This window comes from Spiroplasma endosymbiont of Aspidapion aeneum, assembly GCF_964031045.1.
GTDB lineage: Bacteria > Bacillota_I > Bacilli_A > Mycoplasmatales > Mycoplasmataceae.
Genome location: NZ_OZ034994.1, coordinates 1020459 through 1043678 on the forward strand (window position 1 = coordinate 1020459; position 23220 = coordinate 1043678).

Consider the following 23220-nt stretch of genomic DNA (forward strand, 5'->3'; position numbering starts at 1 on the left):
TATTATACTATAAATTTTTATGTTAAGTCTAAAGAATACGTTAGACAAACTATATCATCTAAAATCCATTAACAAATATTTATACACACATATAAAATTTATATACTTTTTAAAATTTTATATTTATAAATTTATTAAAAAATCATAATAAAAAATAAGGGGGCTGCGTGTAATTTAGTATACTTGACTTACCTTATTTTGTATCTATTCTAAATAAAATAGAAAAATAAATTTTTTTATCATAAATTTGTGTAAATAGTAATATTAATTAATTATTACATATACATAAATTAATTATTATTTTTTAGTTATTCTTTACTCTACTTAATATTTTTTCAGCTATAGCTTCTGGGAAGAAGCCAAGAGCTTTAAATATGTCAGCAGCTGGTGCTGATAATCCAAATCTATCCACCCCAATAGACAAGCCTCCGTTTGTATATTTGTCTCAGCCAAAAGTAGTTCCCATTTCTAAACTCACTATAAATGTGTTTAAATTTAGAACTTGTTCGCGGTACTCTCTTGTTTTAGCATCAAATAGTTGTGTACAAGGCATAGAAACAATTCTTGTTAAATATCCTTTTTTATCTAGAATATCTTTTGTCTTTATTGCTAATGAAACTTCACTTCCGGTTGCTATTATTGTGATCTTCGCATTTTTTTCTTCTTTTAAAACATATCCACCATTATTTACATTAACCAATGTATTTTCAGCGGTGCAAATTTGTTCTAAATCTTGTCTAGTTGCAAGTATAACTGATGGCTTTTGTGATTCCTTTAACGCTATCGAATATGATGATAATGTTTCATAAAAATCACAGGGTCTAAATAATAAAATATTTGGTATACTTCTAATCATCGCTAATTGTTCTACTGGTTGATGGGTTGGACCATCCTCACCTACAGCAATTGAATCATGAGTAAATACATATAAAACATGCAACCCCATTAGGGCCGCTAATCTAATTGATGGTTTTAAATAATCTGAAAATATAAAGAATCCGGACGCTGTAGGTAGCAAGCCCCCGTGTAATGCAATTCCATTATTTATAGCACCCATCCCAAATTCTCTTACACCATACATAATGTTTCTACCTTGTGGTGTTTCTAAACTAAATTGTCCGTCAGCCCCCTTTATTTTAGTGGAAACGCTCAAGTCAGCACTTCCTCCAATAATTTGAGAATTTAATTCTGATAGTTTAGAAAATATTTTTCCAGAACTGGTTCTTGTTGCTTCTGGTTTTATAGGCGCTAATTCATCAAAATCTTTAAAATTAATATCATATTCAGATTTTATTGACATCATTAACTTTTTAGCTAGTTCTGGATATTTTTTTTCATATTTTGCTAGTTGAATATCCCACAATTCTCGGTTATGGATATTTTTTTCTTTAACTTTAATAAAATCATTATAAATAAATTCTGGAATTTCAAAATCATTGTATTTTCATCCAAGTTTTTCTTTCGCTTTAGTTAAATCATCCCTTAGAGGCTCTCCGTGAACAGCACAGGTTCCTTGTTTTGGAGCTCCGAATCCGATTATTGTTTTAACCTCTATATATGTTGGTTTTTTTGATTTTTTAGCGGTTGCAATTGCCTTTTCTATTTCTTCAACATTTTCACCATCTTTAACTAAAATGGTGTTTCAAGAATATGCAGAAAATAATTTTTGATAGTCTGTAACTGTTGAACATTTTACCTCAGAGTCTAATTGAATATCATTAGAATCATGGATTAAAATCATCTTATTTAATTTATTTCTTCCAGCAAAAGCAATCGCCTCTTGACAAACACCTTCTTGTAAATCTCCATCACCACATAACACATATGTATAATGATCTATTAATTTAATATCTGGTTTATTGTATATGCTTCCTAAATGACATTCAGCTATTGCCATTCCAACACCCATTGCGACTCCTTGACCTAGTGGACCAGTTGTTGCTTCTACACCATATGTTAATCCATATTCTGGGTGTCCCGGTGTCACACTCTCTAACTGTCTAAAATTTTTAAGATCTTGAATTGTCATTCCATACCCATACAAATGTAGGATAGAATACAACAATGCACTACCATGGCCAGCGCTTAATACAAACCTGTCTCTATTAACTCATTTTGTAAAAGTTGGGTCAGCATTTAAAAATTTAGAATACAGCGTATAGGCAATTGGTGCTGCACCCAATACGATACCCGGGTGTCCAGAGTTTGCTTTATTTATAGCAGCAGCACCTAAAAATCTAATTGCATTAATATTATCTTTTGTACTCATTTTGTCTCTCCGTTTATCTATTATCATCAATAATCATTAATAATTCAGTTATTTTATCTGATTTTATATTATTTGAGAATGAATTATCCTCCAATATAGACATTACCTCCTTTTTAATAATTGTTTTCTTTATTTTAACATTTTTCTTCTTATAGGGTATGTATAAAAATGGAACTGATAATAGTTTTTCAGAGTAATCTGATAATATTAAATCATTTTTATACTTTTCATTATCTAATGTATAATCTTCTAAAGAGATTACATTTGTTATCTTCGCGTGCTTGTATATTTCTAAGATGTAACTTACATATCCTTCAATAAATTCTTCATCCATATCGCTAATAATGGTTATGTTTTTAGCGCTTCTAATTTGCTCAACATAAATATTTGAGATATTACAATATATTAAATACATTATATTTTCTTCTTCACATTCGGTTAATTCTCTATGAATAAAATTTCTAAAAATTTCTACAATGTCACGATTCTTACATAAAAAATCCATAAATATGACATAGTCTTTCTCTGTTGCAAATTTACTCTCATGCTGAAATTCAAAATCATTGGTAACATTAAATTTTAACGACAGTAGATAACTAAAAAAATTATAACCTTCTATAAAATTTCGTAATATATATTTTCTTTCCATTAATTTATCTTTTATTTTCATTCAAATAGAAGTTAATTTGTTTTCATTCTGTGAAAACAAAAAATCTATATTTTCTGGAAATAAAAATGTGGCTAAAACTACTTTAAGACTTTCTTCTTCTTCAATATCATGTTTTAAAACATTTTTTATTTCATCTATTGTCTTAGATGAAATACTATAACACGGTAGACCCTTAAATAATCCGATAAATTCATTTGTTCTATTAAACTTAAATGAATTTAGATTGTATTTTTCAATATTATTAAGCAGAATTGTTATAAATAGTGAAATAACAGTTAAATTATCCTTAGACATATTTTCATCCAAAAATTTTCTTTTTATTATTCTATCAATTTCAATATGATTATCTAAAAGACTCTTATCTGAATCGTTTTTACAATAGTTATCAATAAGTTTTAAAAATATTGGTATTACTACACCGCTACACTCGGTATTAACAATTTGATAACATGAGTAATAAAGTAATCGAAAAAATTCATTTTGTTCACCGGTTAAAACATACCCTCTTCCTCTATTCTCTATTCCAACATTATAGTGGTTATGATAATTAAATATTATCTCATGAATACAGTTATTTACATCAATAAATGCATTATTAACAGATTTTGAGAAAAAAAATGCCATGTCTTTTAATGTAAGTTTTTTTTCTATTGTAAAGAGAATTATTAAAAACCACAATCTCTCTGATGAGGTTAGTGCATACCCCTTAGATGTTTTAAAATAATCTGTTCAAGCTTTTTTTAGACTTTTATAATCAATTTTTTTATTTTTTGAAGAAAAATCAACTTCCTCATACCCATTTTGTTTTAAAAAAACATTAATATGATTAATATGATAGTAAAAATCACCTCTTGTAAATCCTATTTGTCCCGATAGAGAGGCAACATCATTTCACTCACGATTTTTATTTATATAATGTAAAATCTTTAAATCTTTTGTGTCAAGCATATTATTTTCCTAATTTAATTCTATATTAATGCATAATAATATATTGTATATTTTTATCAAAAATAAAAAAAACTATTATTTCATATAAATAAGAATAATAGTTTTATGTGATTATAATTATGAGTAAAAATTAACGTTTTGAAAATTGTGGTGCACGTCTTGCTCCATATAGACCATATTTTTTACGTTCTTTTATTCTCGCATCTCTAGTTAGTAATCCGTTGGATCTAAGTTCAGATTTATAATCCTCACTAGCAACCAAAAGTGCCTTTGCAATACCAAGTCTTGTTGCTCCAGACTGTCCAGAAAAACCACCACCCTTAACTTTAACAATAACATCGAAGTCTTGTCTTGTTCCAGTCGCTATTAATGGTTGTTCAAGGTCTTGAACAAGAGTTTTATATGGAAAAAAATCTAAAGCAGGTTTAGAATTAACTGTTATTACACCTTTTCCGGGTTTTAATACAACTTGAGCAACTGAAGATTTTCGTCTTCCAGTTCCTCTATAACTTACTTTATCTGAATCTAACATTATTTGTTAACTCCCTTTACATATTTTGGTTCCCATATAATTGGATTTTGTGCTTGGTGTGGATGATCAGACCCTTTATATACATATAAAGATCTAAATTGATTTGCTCCCACCTTTGTTTTTGGCAACATTAGTCTTACAGCTCTTTCAATTATTCTTTCAGGGAATAATTCTCTTTGAGTGTTAACTTTTCTCTTTTTTAATCCACCTGGATAACCAGAATGATGATAATATGTTTTATCAATTTCTTTTTTACCAGATAAATAAATTTTATCAGCATTGATTACAATAACACGGTCTCCATTATTTATATGTGGAGTAAAATCGGATTTAGTTTTTCCTCTTAAAATTATTGCAATTTCAGAACTTAAACGACCTAAAACAAGATCTTTTGCATCAATTAAATACCACTTTTTATTTATATCCGCCGTTTTTATAAGTGTTGTTTGATTCATAAATAACCTTTCTTTTGTATTTTTTCTTGACAATAGATTTTTACTGTGACTATTGATTAAGCATTTATATTATACATTAAATTATATTGTAAATTCATAATATTTTCCGCTTTTTTGCTATAATATTGATAAAAATAAAGATTACTTTCCCATAATTTTAATTGCTTGATCAGTTAAAAAACTTTCTGACAATAAATATTCATAATCTTTGGTTTTTGATTCATCAAAATAGCTATATGAGGCCTTAATAACATCTTTTATAGGAAAAACTGAGAGCAATTTTTTATAAAAATCATCATTTATCGACATTTTATCCCCGTGTGCTATATCACCAGATACAATAACATTATCTCCTTCTCATGATTTTCATTCACTTTTTTTGCTAATATCAATTAAATTTTCTTGATCAGAGGCTAAAGAAAATAATATATTATTATTTTCTGGTTTATTTAAAAGATTAATGGTATTCTTTTGTATATTGTCTCTATCAAAATAATCGTCCGTGTGTGACATTGCAACTTCTGTCCCAATATCTAGTGATTTTTCTGCTGATGTTATTAAATACTTATCATATGATGAATATAATTTTGAATTGTCAAAATCTACTCCTACAGCTTTAACATTTGAGGTGCTATATTGGTTTTTTATTACCAATAAAAGATCGTTTGTTTGGCGGCCAGCAACAGGCATAATAACATTAGCTTTATTTTGTATGAATCTTTGAATAATGTCTACACCCTTACCAATTGTGAAAGAACCAGATTGATACGTGTTTAGGTTCATACTTGTTGGGTCAGATTGTTGCACTCTTTGAATGGTTGAGTTATTTTCTATCCAAGAATTTATCTTATGCTCAGGGATATCAAAGTTATTCAATATTTTCTGAAAAACTTCTGAATCGCCTTTAATATGTCTTCTTTGTGCTTCTCTTCATCAGTATACAGCAGAATAAAAACCTTCCATATAATTAACAACGCTTGCTTGAGTTCCTTCTAAAAGTCCGCCGTATGTTGCAAGTGTTAATATATTTTTTCCATCCTTAGATGTTGAGTAATTATTGTTTAGAATTGACCAAATTATAGATGCCATTCCAGCATAAAAACCTGACATATCCGCTCTAAATTCAATCCCTATAGTGGATTTTCCTTGTCCTTCAGCATCAACAATAACTGTTGATTTTTTATTATCATCAGCCAATTTTGCATAATCTTCTTTCCCTGTTGTATTATGAGAATACCCATTCAAAACTACTGTTTTTATATCCTTGTCTTTATAAATTTTTTTATAAATCGAGCTAAAGCTATCGTAATCCCCTTCTTTTGCTTCACCATATAACGGTTTAAACGACTTGTTTTCACCTAAAATATTTTTTATATATGAGGAAACACCCTCATAAATTGATTGATTAAAGGAATTATCCTCCATTTTTTGATTACCAGACATAACAAAAATTGCTTTATATGTTGTTGACTTACTACACGAAATATCAGTGCCAACGCTAGAAGCAATAACGAACAATGAGCTAAGAATTGCAATAATTTTCTTCATCATATTTATTATACCATAAATTTATATGATTTTATGAATCTTGGCAATAAAAATATAGTTAAAAATTAATAAAATCTAAAATAATATTTTAATACACAATTAAGAGGCACTCTTAGCAATGAGATCTAATTCATTAATTATTACTTGAACCTCTTCTCATGTTTTAACCATTGCACCTGCTGATGTATTGTGGCCTCCTCCTCCATGTGCATATGCCACCTTATTTATTACAATATCCATTGATCTTAATTCTACTCTTATTGCTTGTTTATCTGCATATTCACAAAAAAAGGCCCAAATTTTTGTACCCTCGATATCTGAAAGTAAGGATACATTATTATATGCTGCAAAGTCAGCGTCAACATTTAATTTTTCTAGCATATTTTTATCTAATCTTAAATATGTTACACCGTGTTTTGTGGTTTCATAATTGTCATAAACATATGAAATTAGTTTCAATTCAGACTTAGATTTTGTATATGTATTTTTATATAATTCTTGCAAATTAAATCCTTGTTCTAACAAAAAAGCTGCAATTTTAAATGTTCTTGCTTTTGGATATCGTACTAAAAAACGCAGTGAGTCTGTAACAATACCATGATATAAAATTCTCGCAATTTCACTATCAATATTTAAATTATTATCCATAATAATATCTCCCAATATTTCTGAAACTGCACAATAATCATCACAAACAAGACTTATATCACCGTAAGGCTCTCTATCTGGATGATGGTCTATTTTAATTACTTTCTTTCCAATATTTCACCTTGAATCATCAATTCTTGCTGTGTTAGCGGCATCTCCCACAATTACCAAACTGTTTTTAAATTCTTCATCAGTTATATTATCAAATTTATTTCCAATATAACTTAATTTAGGATTTGGTTTACCAATTATTTTAACATTTTTTTCTGGCCAATTCAAATTTATTAATCTTTTAAGTCCAAATTGAAACCCATAAGCATCTCCGTCAGGCAAAATGTGTCTTAAAATGATTATATTTTGTTCCTTTTTGATCTCATCTATTATTTTTTTAATAATAATTTTTCTTTTATTATCCATTATAAAAACCCTTTCATTTTATTAAATAAATACTAGAATCATTATATATTACAAGAGTATTATACAACAAAATGAACTTAATTAAAAAGTAATTGATAATATATAGATTGAATATTAATTAATGAGAAAGAGTATAGTATTAAGTTTAACACCGGTAAAAAAAAGAATTCAAATTTACTTAGAAATTATGTTATTATCATTTCTATTATCAACATAATACATTATATAAAATACTTCTGAATTATCGTTACAAGCTATAAATTAAAAATAGGAAAAGGAATTTAAATCCTTTCCTATTTAATAATTGTTATTTTTTTTCTATAATATTGTTTATTAGATAAAGAACTTTTTTAAAAATTAAACATCAATATAATTAATTCATTAATTACTAGACTCTGAGAGTTTTTCATCTAAATTATCACTACCAATGGTTTTTGATTTTCTTTTTCCGATTCTAAATTTAAAGTTGTCGCTATTTCTGTATAAACCAATATATAATATAAGTCCCGCTATAAATCCAGCAAATGCTATACACGCGCAGGTAAGTAATATTAATTGATTTCCAGTTTTATCAACAACAAGTATATATCCACTTTGATTATTAGAGGGTATTTTTAATGTTTTATGATGGTCCTCGATATAGGCTTTTATAAATTTGTAATACAATCCTGGTGAAAATCCCATTGCAGAAAGAAATGCTATAGCTGTTGCATAATTATCATTAGTTATTCCCAACTCTGTTCCAATTGGTGTTCATCTAATAGTTACTAATACTCATGTCAAAGAACCAAGAACTACCAAATTTGCAACAGCACAAATTTGGAGAATTATTCTTTTGGTTGGATCTAACGAATCAACTGTTTTATCTCCCCCAAATCCTGGTAAAATTATTGCAATACATATTAATATAATTCCAATAAATAAACCAACAATTAAAATAAAAATATATGAATGAGCTTTATCTGATTTCCTTCCGACATATCCAGCTAATAAAAATCGCATAACATAAGTTCGAATTAATCCAAAAGCAATTACCAATGCTGGTGTTATTAAAAATATATTTGATAAATAATTCATGTAAGCAGATAATTCCATTTGAAGCATAAAAACTCCTATTATTATCATTCCCATACATCATATTTTTCAACCCTTAATAACTTGAGCTAAATTTTTTAAACTAAAACCATTTTGTCCTTGGTCTTCAATTGGTTTGATAAAGAGCCAGGTTAGTATTGTTGAACCGATTGTGAGAAATAGAGTCATTGCAATTAAAACTAAGAAACCAACACTAACATTATTACCAAATAAAATTAGGTTTGGTATTTTTCCAGAGTTTGTGAGAGCGTATAACAGAGCGCCAATTGAACCAATTATTAATCCAAATATTCCTTCATATGTCCCAGCAACACCATTATTAAAGCCAACTCTTTTTTCTTTTTCTTTACCAGATAAGTTTTCGGTTCCATAATTTTTAATTATTCTTCATAGCGGACCTCAGATTAGTCCACTAATTGCAATTGAATACAAAAATAATATACCAATTCATTGTGGCAAAATATTTTTTCCATAATTTGGATCATCTGGCGGTACTGTGTATTGAAATATTAGGGACCCATATCAAACAGCGATTCCAATTTGCATCAATAAGCTGATCAATATCAATTTTCTTCCTTTATATTTCCCGCCTAGATATGCTCCCACAAAGTTTGCCACTATACTAAATATACCATAAAAAGCTAAACCCTCAGAGTACTGCCCGGGAGTCATATTTATATTCCCATATATATTTGGAATATAATTTTCTAAATAAGTAGGTATTAAAACCATAATAGCGTCAATTAAAGCTAAAATAGCAACTGGATACATTTTTAGAATAGAAACTAATTTCTTTTCATTTTTACTATCTTTTTCCATAAACTCCTCTTTCTATTTTACTATTGATTTTAAATCTTTGATAATACTTTCTGCAATATCTAAACTATTAATTGTAGCTCCGGCTATTAACGGATGCCCACCACCTCCATATTTTTCAGCAATAGATTTTAATGGAGTTTTATTACTTCTAAATTCCACACGATATGTTTCATCTATATTTGCAGAAAAGGATACGGATATTTCAACCTCCTCAATTCCTTGAAAGAGATTAACAAATATATCATTTTGATCATATGGAATATTATATTTATTAATAATATTTTTTGTTAAAAATATAGCTCCCACTTTATTTTCAACTTTAGAATTCTGAATAACTTCAGCCTGTGCTTGAAGGAATGTTAATTTCTTTGTATAAACTCTATTATATAAATCAATAATATTTCATTTTGGTGTCATTAAAAAACTACAAACATCAAACGTTCTCGAAGAAACATTTTTAGAAATAAATCGATTTGTGTCTGTAGTTATACCAAATAATATAGTTTGTGCAATGTCACTATTTATTTTCAAATTACACTTTAAAGCAAAATATCCTATCATTTCACTAGCACTTGTAAACGAGCTATCGACTCATTGAATATCACCGTATTTATTTTCATTTGGATGATGATCAATCTTAATTACTTTTTTTGCTTGTTTTCAATTTGCTGAATCAATTCTTGGAATAGAACCTGTGTCAGTTATAATTACCAGTGCATCAATAAAATCTTCCTCTTTTAACTGATCCATCTGTCCTAATGATCTAAAAAAATCCACATTTGTACCACAAGCATATACCTTTTTATTTGGTCAATTATAATTAATTATCTTTTTAAGTCCATTTTGTGATCCGAATGCATCTCCATCTGGGTTTATGTGTCTTATACAAATAATTTTCTCAAAGTTTATAATCTCTGATAAGATATCTTTTATTAATGATATTTCTTTTTTCATATTTGTTTTCCTTTATATATTTATGTAATCAATTAAAATTATTATATAAATTTATTCATTTTCAAAAAAAAACACAATTAATTTTAATAATTAATTTGTGCTTCTTCACTATTTATTATGTATATATGAAAAATCTAAATCTAAAAAATCTCTGAATTAAATATAGCTTATAAATCAATAACAACATAATTAAAATATAATGAATAATCTATCAAATTAAATATACAAATATAATGTTTTATAATTTATGCCATGAAATTAAAATATCTTGCAACAATTAATTTTTTAGCAATTTATTTTAATAATACTAATTTATTTATAATGCCTAGAAATTTTAAAAAAAAATATAATAAATATAACCGATTAAATAAAATTTATTTTATTTAATCTTATTTTATTATACAACTTATAGTGAATAAAATATTGTTTATAACCACATTTTTAATTATTATGAAAATAATAAATAATTAGGGGAAAAATAACTTAGACTCAGAACAAACCCTATTTCTGGTAATGAATCTTAGTATCCTTTATTATAACTATTATATTTTAAATAAATTTGAAATGTAATAAGAACTGGGATAACAAAATAGAATCTAAAAAAAATAACAAATCAAACAAATATACAAAAAATGATATTTATATATGATTAAACTATATCGATGGTTCAATTTACCAATAATTATTTAATGATTATAGTATATAACAAACAGCAATTAAAATTGTATTTAAAAGTCAAATAAAAGATTTTGCTCAAATTTATACTCTCGCGTTAATAACAATTATAAAGAAAGATATGAAATCTTAAAAAAGTTTGATGATTTTGGAATCGGATAAAGAAAGAAAATGCGTACTTTATGAAACGAAATTACAAAAGATATAAGCACAAAACATTTGGCTAACGATTCATATGTCTTTAACAACATTTTATTGATATCTAAATATTGTTTGAAAAGAAAATAAAAATTTTAAAACGCAAAAATTAATAAATTTTATTTTTCATTAACCTAGAAAACTATAGCTATACAAAAATCAAAAAAATTAGTATCAAAATATGAGATTAAACTTGATGATAAAAAAATTACTAAAACCGCAAAAAAAGAAATAATGAATGAATAAATGAGAAAAATTCAATTTAAACAGCAATACAGACTAATGATAAAATTTAGCGTTTTGTTTATCTTTAACTTATAAATAAAAATACAGCAAGTTTATTAAACTACTATATGGTATCTATACAGATATTTATTATATTATTTATAAGGTAAATTAGTCAGTTTATTAATAATGATTGATATCACAAAAGAAAATATTGATTACAAAATAAGTTTTAAAATTAATACTAAATTAGTTTTTCGAGAATTTAACTGATAAAATTAAAAAATAAAAGCAATTAAAAATTATCTAAGTAAAATTATAATTCACTCAGATCATGAAATTCAATATACAAACCTTTAATACAGAAAATCATGCTTGGAAGCAAATATATCTATATCGCAAGGGAAAATATACAATTGCTATGCTAATGTTATTATCGAGATTTTTTGACTAATTATTAAGGAAAGGTACAATTTACAATAATAAATATGATCCTCACGAATAATATATTAATGGATTAAATGATAAATCAATGATATAATTATTAAAATAATTCTAAGCTTATCATTTAATAATATAATGTTGTATTTACAACAAGTAGATAAGGTAATTATAATATTAAAATGGTTCACTTCATTACCAGAAATAGGATAAAGACCTACCGCTATGAAAGAATTTTTTTATCTACATACTTATTATATTTATTTTCAATATCAAAAATATTGCAAAAGAATAACTAATAAACAATTTAATTTTCATTATGAAAATAAGTATTAAAATTTATTTAATACACTTACTTGAAATAATAATTATATATCTTTTTAAAAGATGATAAAAAAAATATAAGCAAGTATGCTTATATTTATTATAAATTATAAAAAATTATTTATTGGTATAGTTTGCTATATAATCTGCATAGGTATCAAAAAATCCCTTACTTAATAATTGATATGATTCTTTACCAGTTTCAACATAAGATTTATATTTAGAACCTGCATTTGCCAGGTTACTTGTTGAAAAAATATCTAAAAGATTTTTATTATTATCAGATGTTCATTTATTATCAATATCAGATTCTTGTTTACTGTCACCCTTAACAGAAACATCGCCAGTCATTCAAACATTTTTTCCATCTCAGGTATTAACTGATGTAACATCCTCATCTGCTTTTATTGTGTTACCATAATCATCATTAAACTTAATTCCAGAGTCCTTAATTGATTTTTGAATATCTTTATTTTTTCCATATTTATCAACTAATGATTCAGCATGATATACTCCCGCAAGAGTTCCTTCTTTTAGAGGTACAGTTGCAGAAGTTATAAATTTGTTAAAATTTTGAGTTTTGGACATGTCAACATCAACACCACAAACATAAGCTTCTGATTTTAGTTTTTTTATGGTTTCAATAGTATCTGTTATTTGTGGTCCAGCAACTGGCAATATCACATTTGCACCCTCATGTATTAATTTTGTTGTTATATCATTTCCTCCACCTGAAGCAAAACTACCAGATGCTCATTCGCTATCTTGCGCAGACTCCATATCATTTTTTTGTGCTATTTTAACTTTATAAGTATTAGTTTTCAATCATGTTTCTACATTCCCGCCAAATTTATCTATTACTGAATCTGCAAATTTTTTGTAAGGAGAGTCTTCATCTGGTGTATTTTTTTGTTCTGCTGCCTGCATTTTATTTCAGAATGATACAGCTGAATAATATCCAACAATGTAGTTTGCTACACTAAATTGCGAACCATCCCCAATTATTCCACCATATGAACCAAGTGTAAGTGTTTTATCAGTTACATTATTATTTAATATAGAATAAATTATTGAGGCCATTCCAGCATAAAAACCAGAACTATCCTTGTAAAATCTAATTCCCATACTTGCACTGCCTGCACTGGCAAAATCTAAGTTGACACCAGTTATTCCTGATTTTTTGAATAGTGGTTCATAAGAATTATTTCCCCCATCTTTTGCACCGTGGATATAACCGCTTAGAACAGCTACTTTTGGGTTTGAATTTGAAACTACATCTGAATATACATTTGATAGAGATGCTGTTGTTGATTCCTTTGGCTCAGAGTAGGGCACTTTAGTATCTTTCTTTTTTGTTACAATTGATTCAAATTCATTTGCACCTTCAAATACCGATTGATCAAATGATTTATCTGTTACTTTTCCAGAATCTGTAATTACATATACATCTGCACCACTTTCTGCATCATCTGAACATGAAATTAAAGATGATGAGAAGCTTGATGTTAATCCTACTACGCTTAATAATGATAGTATTTTTTTCATTGTTTATCTCCTTATTTTTATGAATGGTTGTCCAGATGCTTTTGGTGGAGAGGATTTTTTTGAAACAAAAACCATAACCATCAATGATATAGCAAATGGAATTGCATTTAGTAATTCCTCATAGTTTTTTAGACCACTAAATGCTTGATATGATGTTAGGAATGGTACAATTGCAAATGTTGCACTAAATATCGCACTAAACAAGAGACAATATATTGTTCTTCATTGTCCAGCCACCATTATCGCTAATGCAATATAACCATATCCATTAACAGAACCAAAGTATGATCCTGAACCTTTTAATATACAATAAGCAATACCGGCAAAACCCGCCATCATTGAAGATATTGTCACAGCAATAAATCTATATTTATTTACGCTAACACCAACAACATCTAATGCATTTGGATTTTCTCCTGCTGCTATATGCTTTCTTCCGACTTTTGTAAATGTAAAGTATAATCCTACAGCACACGATACAATTATCGAAATAAATAAATACAATGATATTACATTTTGAGAATCTAAGTAGAAAGGCTTATATTTTGAAGCAATAAATGTACCTTGAAATTTTGGTAAAGTTGCAACAAAAAGACCTATAGCTTCTCCAAAAATATTTATTGCTATCCCAGCAATAATATGATCGCAATTTAATTTAATTGTAGCAAAAGAGTGTAGCAAGGAAAATATTCCTACAAATATTAGTGCTACAAATATACCTGTGATTTGTCCGAATGTCGAATGATTAAATTTCGAACCATAAATAGAATAAATCAAGGCCCCAATAACCATATATCCGTCAAGTCCCATGTTTATGATACCAGACCTCTCAGAAAACATTCCCGCGACTGCACAAATTGAAAATATAGTAAAATACATTAATAAATCTCTAATTATTGATGTTGAAAGATCCATAATTATCACATACCTCCATTTGTTTTTCACGTAGTTCTATTTGAACCAATAGTTTATTAGAAGCTTCTCTTATTCTTTCTCTATATTCTTTATTTAATTTTGAAACATAATCTTTAGCTTCGTTTCAATTTATTTTAAATACAGATAATAATTTATTCTTATATTGCTTGTAATCATTAATATAATTTTCCACCAATAATGAAAAATCTTTTTTACTTAATTGATATTGAACTTTAAAATCTGAATAATTCTTTGCTAGGTTTGCATTTTGTATTGGGTAATTTACAATTTCATATCTTTCATATTTAAGATCTGACTTTATAAATTCTTCAATAACCGCGGGCGACATTGATATTAATTGGTCAATAGTTTTAATACCTTTATCTTCATATTTTTGTAAAATTATATTTGCCTTTTCCTCACTAGTTTTATCAATTTTCAAAATATCTGAATTAATTTTTTTTAACAATATGTCATTTGCTTTAATAACACGTTTAGCATCTTGAACATATTCACTATAATTGGCCGATAAAAGATTAATTGCATCTATTACTTCAAATTTCCTTTTTGATAATAAATTATAAAATTTCTTCTTCAATCCAATTATGCTTTTTTGATAATAAATTTGTTTTCTATTTTCAATAAAATCGTTAGTTTCATTTTTGATTTCGTGTATTTGTTTTTGAAAAATGTGCTTTTGGTTGGAAATTTTTTCCGATAATTTTTTTAAAAATTCATCAATCTCAATTCTTAAATTTTCGTATTCTATATTTTTCTCAATATTATTATTGGTTTTCTTATCTATTCCAAGCTTTTTAAAATCTTCTTGAATTTTTTTTAACGTTTCAATTTCAGCAGCTATTTCAGGAGATTTTCTAATATTTTTGATACTAATCTTATTTGATTTAATTTCATTTTTTTGATATTTAATAAACTCAGAAATATCTTTATCCCTTCAAATATATAGTTTATGTTTAATTGTATTTATTATGTCAAAATTATAAAAAATTATATAGATCGCTGCACAAAATGTAATTGCGCCAAAAATTAAGGTTGAAATATTAGAATTGATCCCATTATAAATAGGCAATCGTGTTGCTGAATCTGATCCTACCTTTAAAACTCCTCATATAAATGAGATAAATAAAATTCCAAATATATTATTGAATGAAATTAGTGATACAGATATCGCATCAAAACCAAGTGTCAACATTTGGCCTGATGAAAATTCTTGATTTTGAGCATAACAAAAGTAATAAAATAGACAACCTATAGACATTATTACACCTTGTATTGCGGTAACCACTAAAATATAGATATTATTTTTTATACCCGCATATCTTGCAACTTCAAGTGAAGACCCAATAACTTTGAATTTATATCCTCACTTTGTAAATGTGATAACAATAAATGTTATTGCAAAAACAACCAGCACAATTGCAAGTGGGAGAATTCAACCATTATGGCCTACCATCAGCCACGAGGTATTAACAGCATCTGTTGCTATTCTACCATTTGCAGCAGACCATCTTAAAAGATAATATGCAATCCAGTTCAACATTATTGATGAAGCAACCTCGTGAATATTGAAGAATATCTTTAAGGAACCAATAGTTAAAGAGAATAATATACCAGCTAAGATAAATAAAATAAATACAATTATAATATAATGTTTATTTAAATCTGTAATAGCCACACCTTTATGATCGGCCACTGAACTTAAATATTTTAAAGTAAACATAAAACCAAGTAGGGCTTGTCCCGAACCACCCATATTAAATAATTTTACTTTGAACCCTAAGGAAAGTCCAAGTCCTAGCATAGCAAATATGCACATTCATTCAAGTGACATAGTAAGATTGGATTGACCAAGAACTGACTTTCTCTTCAATCCCATTCTAAATGAATTTATTATAAAAGAAAAACCATTATAACCTGTGAATACTACAATTAATGCACTTGCAAAAAAACCTAAAATTAATGCCAATACTGACGCTTTTACAAATCTTAATTTTGTTTTGCCGTACTCCGATGTTATGTATCCTTTTAGTTTGTGTTTAGTAATTCACATTTTAGATTTAATATTCATATTAATTTTCCTTCTGGGAAACCATAAGATTTCCTATTTCCTTAAATGACAATTTATTTTTTTCTAATTCTCCAACTATATTCCCAGAATTTAGGACAATAACCCTATCTGATAAACTTATAATTTCTGATAACTCAAAACTTACCAATAATATAGCTTTTCCTTGTTTTTTTGCATCAATTATTTGTTGGTGAATAAATTCAATTGAACCTATATCAACACCCCTTGTGGGTTGAAAAATAACAATAAAGTTTCCTTTTCTCGATATCTCTCTACCGATAATTATTTTTTGCTGATTGCCACCAGACAAAGTACTTGTTGTTGCAAATCCTAATTCTGCATTTCTAATATCATATTTATTAACTATTTTTTGACCATATGATACTATGTTAGAAAATTTAAGAAATCCGAAAAAATTAGAAAATCTTTTATTGTCAATATCTTGTAATATTATATTGTTTATAATATTAAAATTTAAAACAAGACCATGTTTTTGTCTATCCAACGGAACAAAAGACATACCAAATTTTTTGTACCTTTTTTCTATTGAGGCATGTTTGATAGATACCAGCTCTTGTTTTTTGGTTAGTGCAGCAATATCCCCGCTCTTAATTCTTTGTAGCCCGCAAATACTATTCACCAGCTCTTGCTGACCATTTCCTTCTACTCCAGCTATTCCTACAATTTCACCAGCGTGCAATTTCATGTTAAAATCTTTTAGACCAACCACTTTTTGATTATCAAATTTAGAGACTACTAAATTCCTTATATCAAGTACAACCTTTTTGTTATCTGATTTTTCAGAGTTCCGTACTTCAACAATTTCTCTCCCTACCATTGCTTGTGATAAGGTTTCTACCGAGGTAGTTTTTACATCATAATGACCAACCACTTCCCCTCTTCTAATTACTGTCGCTGTATCTGCAACCTCTTTAATTTCATTCATCTTGTGCGTTATAAGAATTATAGTTTTACCATCTTTTTTTAGATTCTTCATAACTTGTAACAATCCTTCAATTTCCTCCAATGTTAGAACTGCACTAGGTTCATCAAAAACCAAAATTTCATTATCTCTAAAAAGCAATTTTAAAATTTCTGTTTTTTGTAGATCTCCTACACTTGCTTTTTTTGCAAGCTTATTTATATCAATATTAAGATTATATTTATTCATTATTATATTAATTTTTTCTTCAATCTCTCGCTTATTAAGTAAAAAGCCCTTAGTTTTATAACCCAAAGCAATGTTTTCTCATAGACGATAGATATCAATTATTTGAAAATGTTGATGAACCATTCCAATCTTCAGGTGGTTTGCTTTTACTGGATTATTTATAATCTCTTCTTTTCCATTGATAAAAATTTTACCCTTTGTTGGCTGATATATACCAAATAATATTGACATTAATGTAGATTTTCCAGCTCCATTTTCTCCGATAATTGCATGAATTTCCCCTTTTTTAACCTTAAGATTAATATTTTTATTAGCAATTATCTTTTTATTAAAGATCATGTTAATGTCTTGCATTTCGACTGCGTAAATATTATTTTCTTTCATATAATCCTTTCTCATTTGTTTATACCATAAACGAGTAATCAAATCATAATTATTTTTTTTATATGTAGAAAATTTCACAATTAAAAAATAATTTTTTAATTATTAATATAGAACAAATTACTCTAAGTACACCAGTTAATCCAATGACTATTCTACTTTCTTTCTTTTTTAACATTATTAGTCTCTATTAAAGAAATCAAAAGGAATTATTATAATTATATTTGTAGGGCTACTAATGGGCTTATTATCCTAATATTTCCAAAAGATGCTATAAATGATATAATATAAATTGTAGAAATTATACCAAATACAGCAAATGGCATATACCATGTCATATACAAGGGAAGAACCCACATTGAATACAACGCTAATATTGCGAGTATCTTAGAAAAAAGTAGCCAACCTAGAAGGAACCCAAAAGTAAAAGTAATAAGTAGTGGTAGTATATATATTGCAATGATTATTTTAATAATATAAAAGTTGCTATACCCCATTATTTTCATTGTTGCAATAAAATCTTTATTTTCATAAATAATCAAATTTGTTACAAGCATGACAATTACTATTGAAATCAATAATGAAACTACAATAAACAATATTGTGACCATATTAACCAAGTCACTAATTTGTGATAAAATTTGTCTCTGAGTTGTTAATGGATAGGCTAGATCAATTGTTCCTTGTGCCATTCCAGTAATTATTTTAGTCACTTGAGCATAATTTGAAAATTTTTTATTGCTTGATAATTTTGATATTTTTGTTCCACTAAGCCCTATACTACTATAGTCACCAAGCTGCTGAGTTGTTGATATACCATTACTAATATCAATAATCGTTGATGATTCAGAATTTTTGTAATTAAAAACCGGATATTGATTGTTAAAGAAATTTCATAAATTAATTCACGAACTATTATCCTTTTCAGAGTTAAGATCTTCTTCTGCTTTCTCTTTCAAAAATTCATAGCAGGATTTATTATTACCATTGTAATTATTTAATTTTTCTATACCATTAGATAGGCTTTCTTTTATATAACTGTTAAATATGTTATATTCATCAATATCATCATCAGTTGTTAAAATATTTTGGTTTGCATAAGCTAACATTTTTTTACTTGATGCACTATATCATTCTGGAACAAAGTAATTATTAAACATCCACTGTTGTGTTTTATCATAACCCATATATTTATTAGCTAAATCATTTTTAATTCATGCTTGGCTATTTCCGTAACTATTTTGTATACCTACGATAGTATATTCATTATTTGGAATTGTTTTTGTTTGTAATGATATGTCTCCATCACTATATGCAGAAGTAATATCTGCTGGATTTGAAATTGTATCAGGTGTTTGTGATAGTGAGTACCCCCCCATTGAAGACATTAATAAATTACTATTATCACAAAAAGAATATGCATTTTTATCAACATATGATTTAGAAGAATTTGATACATTTGGGTTTGATAATGCTGTTTCTGCTGTTTTATTGAACCACCCGCCGTTAAAATCATTATCAAGAGTGAGTTTCCTATTATCTTTATTATATATATTTTTTTTAGTATATGCTAAGTTAATTTTATCTCCAATTTTAAGTCCTGCTTTAATTGCAGCAGTTTGATTGATAACTATCGGATTTTTAGAATTACTTGTATAAAGTTTGTTCATCAGGTTAGTCCCGTTAGAATCGTTTAAAGAAACTAGTTTATCTGTTCTTTTAACTCCATAAGTGTACATATTTTGTTTATTATTTATTTTATCATTAAATGTAGTATTTAGAACAGTTCCAATTTCATCAATGTTTGAATCATAAGGGATTAAACCAAATGATATATTATAATTAGAATCTGGTTTATCAAATGCAGATTTTATAGATTGTTGAATATAGTATGGGGATGAGGAATAAGTAGCCATCAACATCGCTGTTCCTAGTCTATTTTCAACAGTTCCAACAAGTCAGGCAAAAAGAAGATCGTTAAGCTTTTCTAATGTATCACCTGAGCCAGCTGTAGGTAAAGATTCAATTTCAGATTTTGTAAAACTACTAACCTCTTTGTTGTTTAAATAAATAAGTGCATTTCCTGTATCCTCATTAATTTGTGAATATAAATCTTTTCATAATTTTTCCGATTCAATTGGGTCAAAAATATCCTTTGATGCAATTGATTTCAAAATATCATTTTGATTAATATTAGTTTTAAAGTTTTGATAATTAAACTTATTATCTTCATCTTTGTTATTATCATAAATATTTGTATTTAATTTCAATGATAAACCTTGAGAGTATATTTTGTAAAATCATAATAACAAATTAGCTGTATTAATATTCTTGTTTACATCTTCATTGGGGATGTCTGAAAGTTTTGCCATAAGTTTTTCATAATCTTTTCATTGTAAGTAAATAGAATTAATAACACTTTTTATTACCAATGATTCACCTGCACCACCACCAACATATTGTTGTTTATTTAATAATTCCAAATATTTAGTTGATATATTTTTTCATTGAAAAGAAGAAAGATTATAAAGGGTTCTTCCTGAACCACTAATATTGTATGAATAATAATCAGCAGGTTGTTGCCCAGATACAAGCGAAGACAATACAATATCAAAATTGATTGTCCCATCATCATTTAATGGGTATGAAGTCAAACCATCATATTTCTGATTAGTTAAGCCAAAATTTATAGCTGCGTTTTTATCATTTGAATACCCCCAACTCCCTTTATTTCCAGTATTTTCACTGTTATAATCATATGTTTTATAAAAAGATAGTGGATTAGAAAAAATCGGAGAATTGTAAATATATTGTGAGTTATAATTTATCCCATTAAATGATGCTTTTTTATTATCAGCCAAAACTTTTGGAGCTATTAGTGATAGGGTCATTAATAATGAACCAATAAACATGGTCACAACTATTCCAATTATTTTCCCAAAAGATGATGTTATTATTGCTCCTCTTAATTTTGTATTAAAACCTCTTTTAGCATACATTTTTTTGATTTTAATACTAAAATTTGAAATCGTTTTTGCAACCATTCCTTGTAGTAAAATTAATGCGGGTTGATTTAAAATTGCATATCCAGATATAAAAACCATTAATAAGTTAACAATATATACACTAACAAATCCGACAATAAATTGGACATATTGAAAATGTCATCCATAAAATTGGATTGCAAAATAATTGGAGAATGTATTAACTATTATAAATTCAATTGGAAACGCTAAAATATAACCAAATATAGTTCCTATTAATGAGGTTATTAAAGAGGCGGCAAGGAAATTATCAATTATTTCTCTTTTTTTATAACCTAACGCCTTTAAAGTTCCAACCTGTTTTCTAATAGCATCTATTTGTTTTTTTGTCATTAATGTAATAGTGATAAAGGTAAGAATTGCAACGATTACTAATAATGTGGTTGAAAGGACAGTATATGCTTTTATAATTTTTGAAAATGTTGCTGTTCTAGACTTATATATATAATCTTTATCTGAGAGCGAGTAGAGACTTTTATTAGATAAATTTATATTTGAAACTAAATTATAATCTAATTGTATTCTATCTAAGATATTATTTGCTATTTTATTTTTAGAATCTTTAAACTTACAAGAGAATGACACTTCCTTATCAAAATCGGAAGAGACATATAATTTAGCATCGGTACTGGTGTAAGAATAAAATTGGTTGCCATTCAATTTATAATCATTCATACCAAATAATGATTTATCAACATACATTATAGCCTGTGAAGATACATCGGGAATATATGTTGTTTTGTCTACAACAGGGAAGGCAAAATCTGCTGACTGACCAAAACCACATACTACAAACCACATAAACGGTGAAAATTCGGTATCATCTATTGCTGATGGACCTATATTTTTTATTTGATCTTGAAGCTCATTGAACGCAGCTTTACGATCACCAATATCATCATTAACCTTTAAATCAGAACCTAGGGTATCCTTCTCTACTCTAATAATATCTCCTATATTAATATTATTTTTAGATGCAAAATTTGGTGAAATAACTATTTGTCTTTGGGCATTTTTGAGATCTGAAGAAATGTTTCTTCCACTAGTTATAACCAACTTATCATCAGTTGCTGAACCATCGGAATTTGATCCTGTTTTTATTAATGTTTTTATTGTTATACTTTTAGATTTTAATTTTACGGAGTTGAATGTTCTTCCCTCGGTTCTTGTTCAATTAAAATCATATTTTTTAGATAATAAATTAATTAAGAACTGAGAATTTAACTCTTGGTCTCCTTGTTCATTAATTTTTTTTCATTCATTTAAAACTTTTTCTTTTTCACCGGGATTTTCATCCTTCAAGTATTCATTTAAGCTTTTATCAGTTATAGAAACTGTATAGCTACTTGATTGGGAGTTAATAAAATCATGTAATTGAGATGTTCTTGTTAATTCAGAATTACCGTCAATTATACGTTTAGAAATATCTCCAAGTAATGATATTATGGTTGCAAATAGCATTACAAGAACAGTTATCCCTATCAATTGTGTCCAGTGTTTGAAAGCTGTTTTAAATGAATTTTTTAACAAAAGCCTTCTTGTCTTATTCATTTATTTAAACCACCCTTTTCTATTGATAATAAAAAATTATTATTCAGGTGGAAGTAGTGATTTCTTCTTAATATTTAAAAGTAAGCTTTTAATAATATTTATTCTTAGTTTAATATTTTCTAAATTAAAAAAAAGTGTTATATCTCTTTTTTTAATAAATTTTTTATTTGAATCAATAGAAAGATCAGTATTTTTATCGATGGTTGCAAAAGAAACAATTTTCTCAATATTATATATATTTTCATCTTCACTATTTGTTATTAAAATCATATATAAAATACCAACAACAAATGCAAAGACAAATAA

The 23220-nt window shown here is 27.0% G+C and carries 14 protein-coding genes; all 14 read right to left on the minus strand.

Going from position 1 to position 23220, the window contains the following annotated elements:
* Positions 1–304: 304 nt before the first annotated feature.
* The 14 genes from tkt to AAHM97_RS04485 all read right to left on the minus strand — a co-directional run bounded on the left by tkt (position 305) and on the right by AAHM97_RS04485 (position 23184).
* On the minus strand, positions 305–2269 hold the full coding sequence (gene tkt, locus AAHM97_RS04420; protein ID WP_342268735.1) for a transketolase: 1965 nt from the start codon (positions 2267–2269) through the stop codon (positions 305–307).
* Positions 2270–2282: 13 nt separating this feature from the next.
* Positions 2283–3887: a hypothetical protein gene (locus tag AAHM97_RS04425; protein WP_342268736.1), complete on the minus strand. Its 1605-nt coding sequence runs from the start codon at positions 3885–3887 to the stop codon at positions 2283–2285.
* Between the two features lie 130 nt (positions 3888–4017).
* The gene (gene rpsI / locus AAHM97_RS04430) at positions 4018–4419 is read right to left on the minus strand and encodes a 30S ribosomal protein S9 (protein WP_342268737.1); all 402 of its coding nucleotides are present in this window, start codon (positions 4417–4419) and stop codon (positions 4018–4020) included.
* Positions 4419–4874, minus strand: coding sequence for a 50S ribosomal protein L13 (gene rplM / locus AAHM97_RS04435; protein WP_342268738.1), 456 nt, complete (start codon positions 4872–4874; stop codon positions 4419–4421). Before rplM ends, rpsI begins: the two co-directional genes overlap by 1 nt.
* 141 nt (positions 4875–5015) lie before the next feature.
* Positions 5016–6425, minus strand: a complete 1410-nt coding sequence (locus tag AAHM97_RS04440; protein ID WP_342268739.1) for a hypothetical protein — start codon at positions 6423–6425, stop codon at positions 5016–5018.
* A gap of 96 nt (positions 6426–6521) precedes the next feature.
* Entirely contained in the window at positions 6522–7487 is a 966-nt protein-coding gene (locus AAHM97_RS04445) for a bifunctional oligoribonuclease/PAP phosphatase NrnA (RefSeq protein ID WP_342268740.1), read from the minus strand.
* Positions 7488–7868: 381 nt separating this feature from the next.
* Complete coding sequence (locus AAHM97_RS04450) at positions 7869–9401, minus strand: hypothetical protein (protein ID WP_342268741.1); 1533 nt, start codon at positions 9399–9401, stop codon at positions 7869–7871.
* 12 nt (positions 9402–9413) lie between these two features.
* Positions 9414–10355 (minus strand): bifunctional oligoribonuclease/PAP phosphatase NrnA, encoded by a 942-nt coding sequence (locus tag AAHM97_RS04455; RefSeq protein WP_342268742.1) that lies wholly within the window; start codon positions 10353–10355, stop codon positions 9414–9416.
* Between the two features lie 1980 nt (positions 10356–12335).
* Positions 12336–13763: a BMP family ABC transporter substrate-binding protein gene (locus AAHM97_RS04460; protein ID WP_342268743.1), complete on the minus strand. Its 1428-nt coding sequence runs from the start codon at positions 13761–13763 to the stop codon at positions 12336–12338.
* Positions 13764–13766: 3 nt separating this feature from the next.
* The gene (locus tag AAHM97_RS04465) at positions 13767–14678 is read right to left on the minus strand and encodes an ABC transporter permease (protein ID WP_342268744.1); all 912 of its coding nucleotides are present in this window, start codon (positions 14676–14678) and stop codon (positions 13767–13769) included.
* On the minus strand, positions 14653–16767 hold the full coding sequence (locus tag AAHM97_RS04470) for an ABC transporter permease subunit (RefSeq protein ID WP_342268745.1): 2115 nt from the start codon (positions 16765–16767) through the stop codon (positions 14653–14655). The genes AAHM97_RS04465 and AAHM97_RS04470 overlap by 26 nt, the downstream gene beginning before the upstream one ends.
* 1 nt (position 16768) lies before the next feature.
* A complete protein-coding gene (locus tag AAHM97_RS04475) occupies positions 16769–18322 on the minus strand; it encodes an ABC transporter ATP-binding protein (RefSeq protein ID WP_342268746.1) in 1554 nt (517 codons plus the stop codon).
* 215 nt (positions 18323–18537) lie between these two features.
* Positions 18538–22914, minus strand: a complete 4377-nt coding sequence (locus tag AAHM97_RS04480; RefSeq protein WP_342268747.1) for an ABC transporter permease — start codon at positions 22912–22914, stop codon at positions 18538–18540.
* Between the two features lie 39 nt (positions 22915–22953).
* A complete protein-coding gene (locus AAHM97_RS04485; RefSeq protein ID WP_342268748.1) occupies positions 22954–23184 on the minus strand; it encodes a hypothetical protein in 231 nt (76 codons plus the stop codon).
* Positions 23185–23220: the final 36 nt, after the last annotated feature.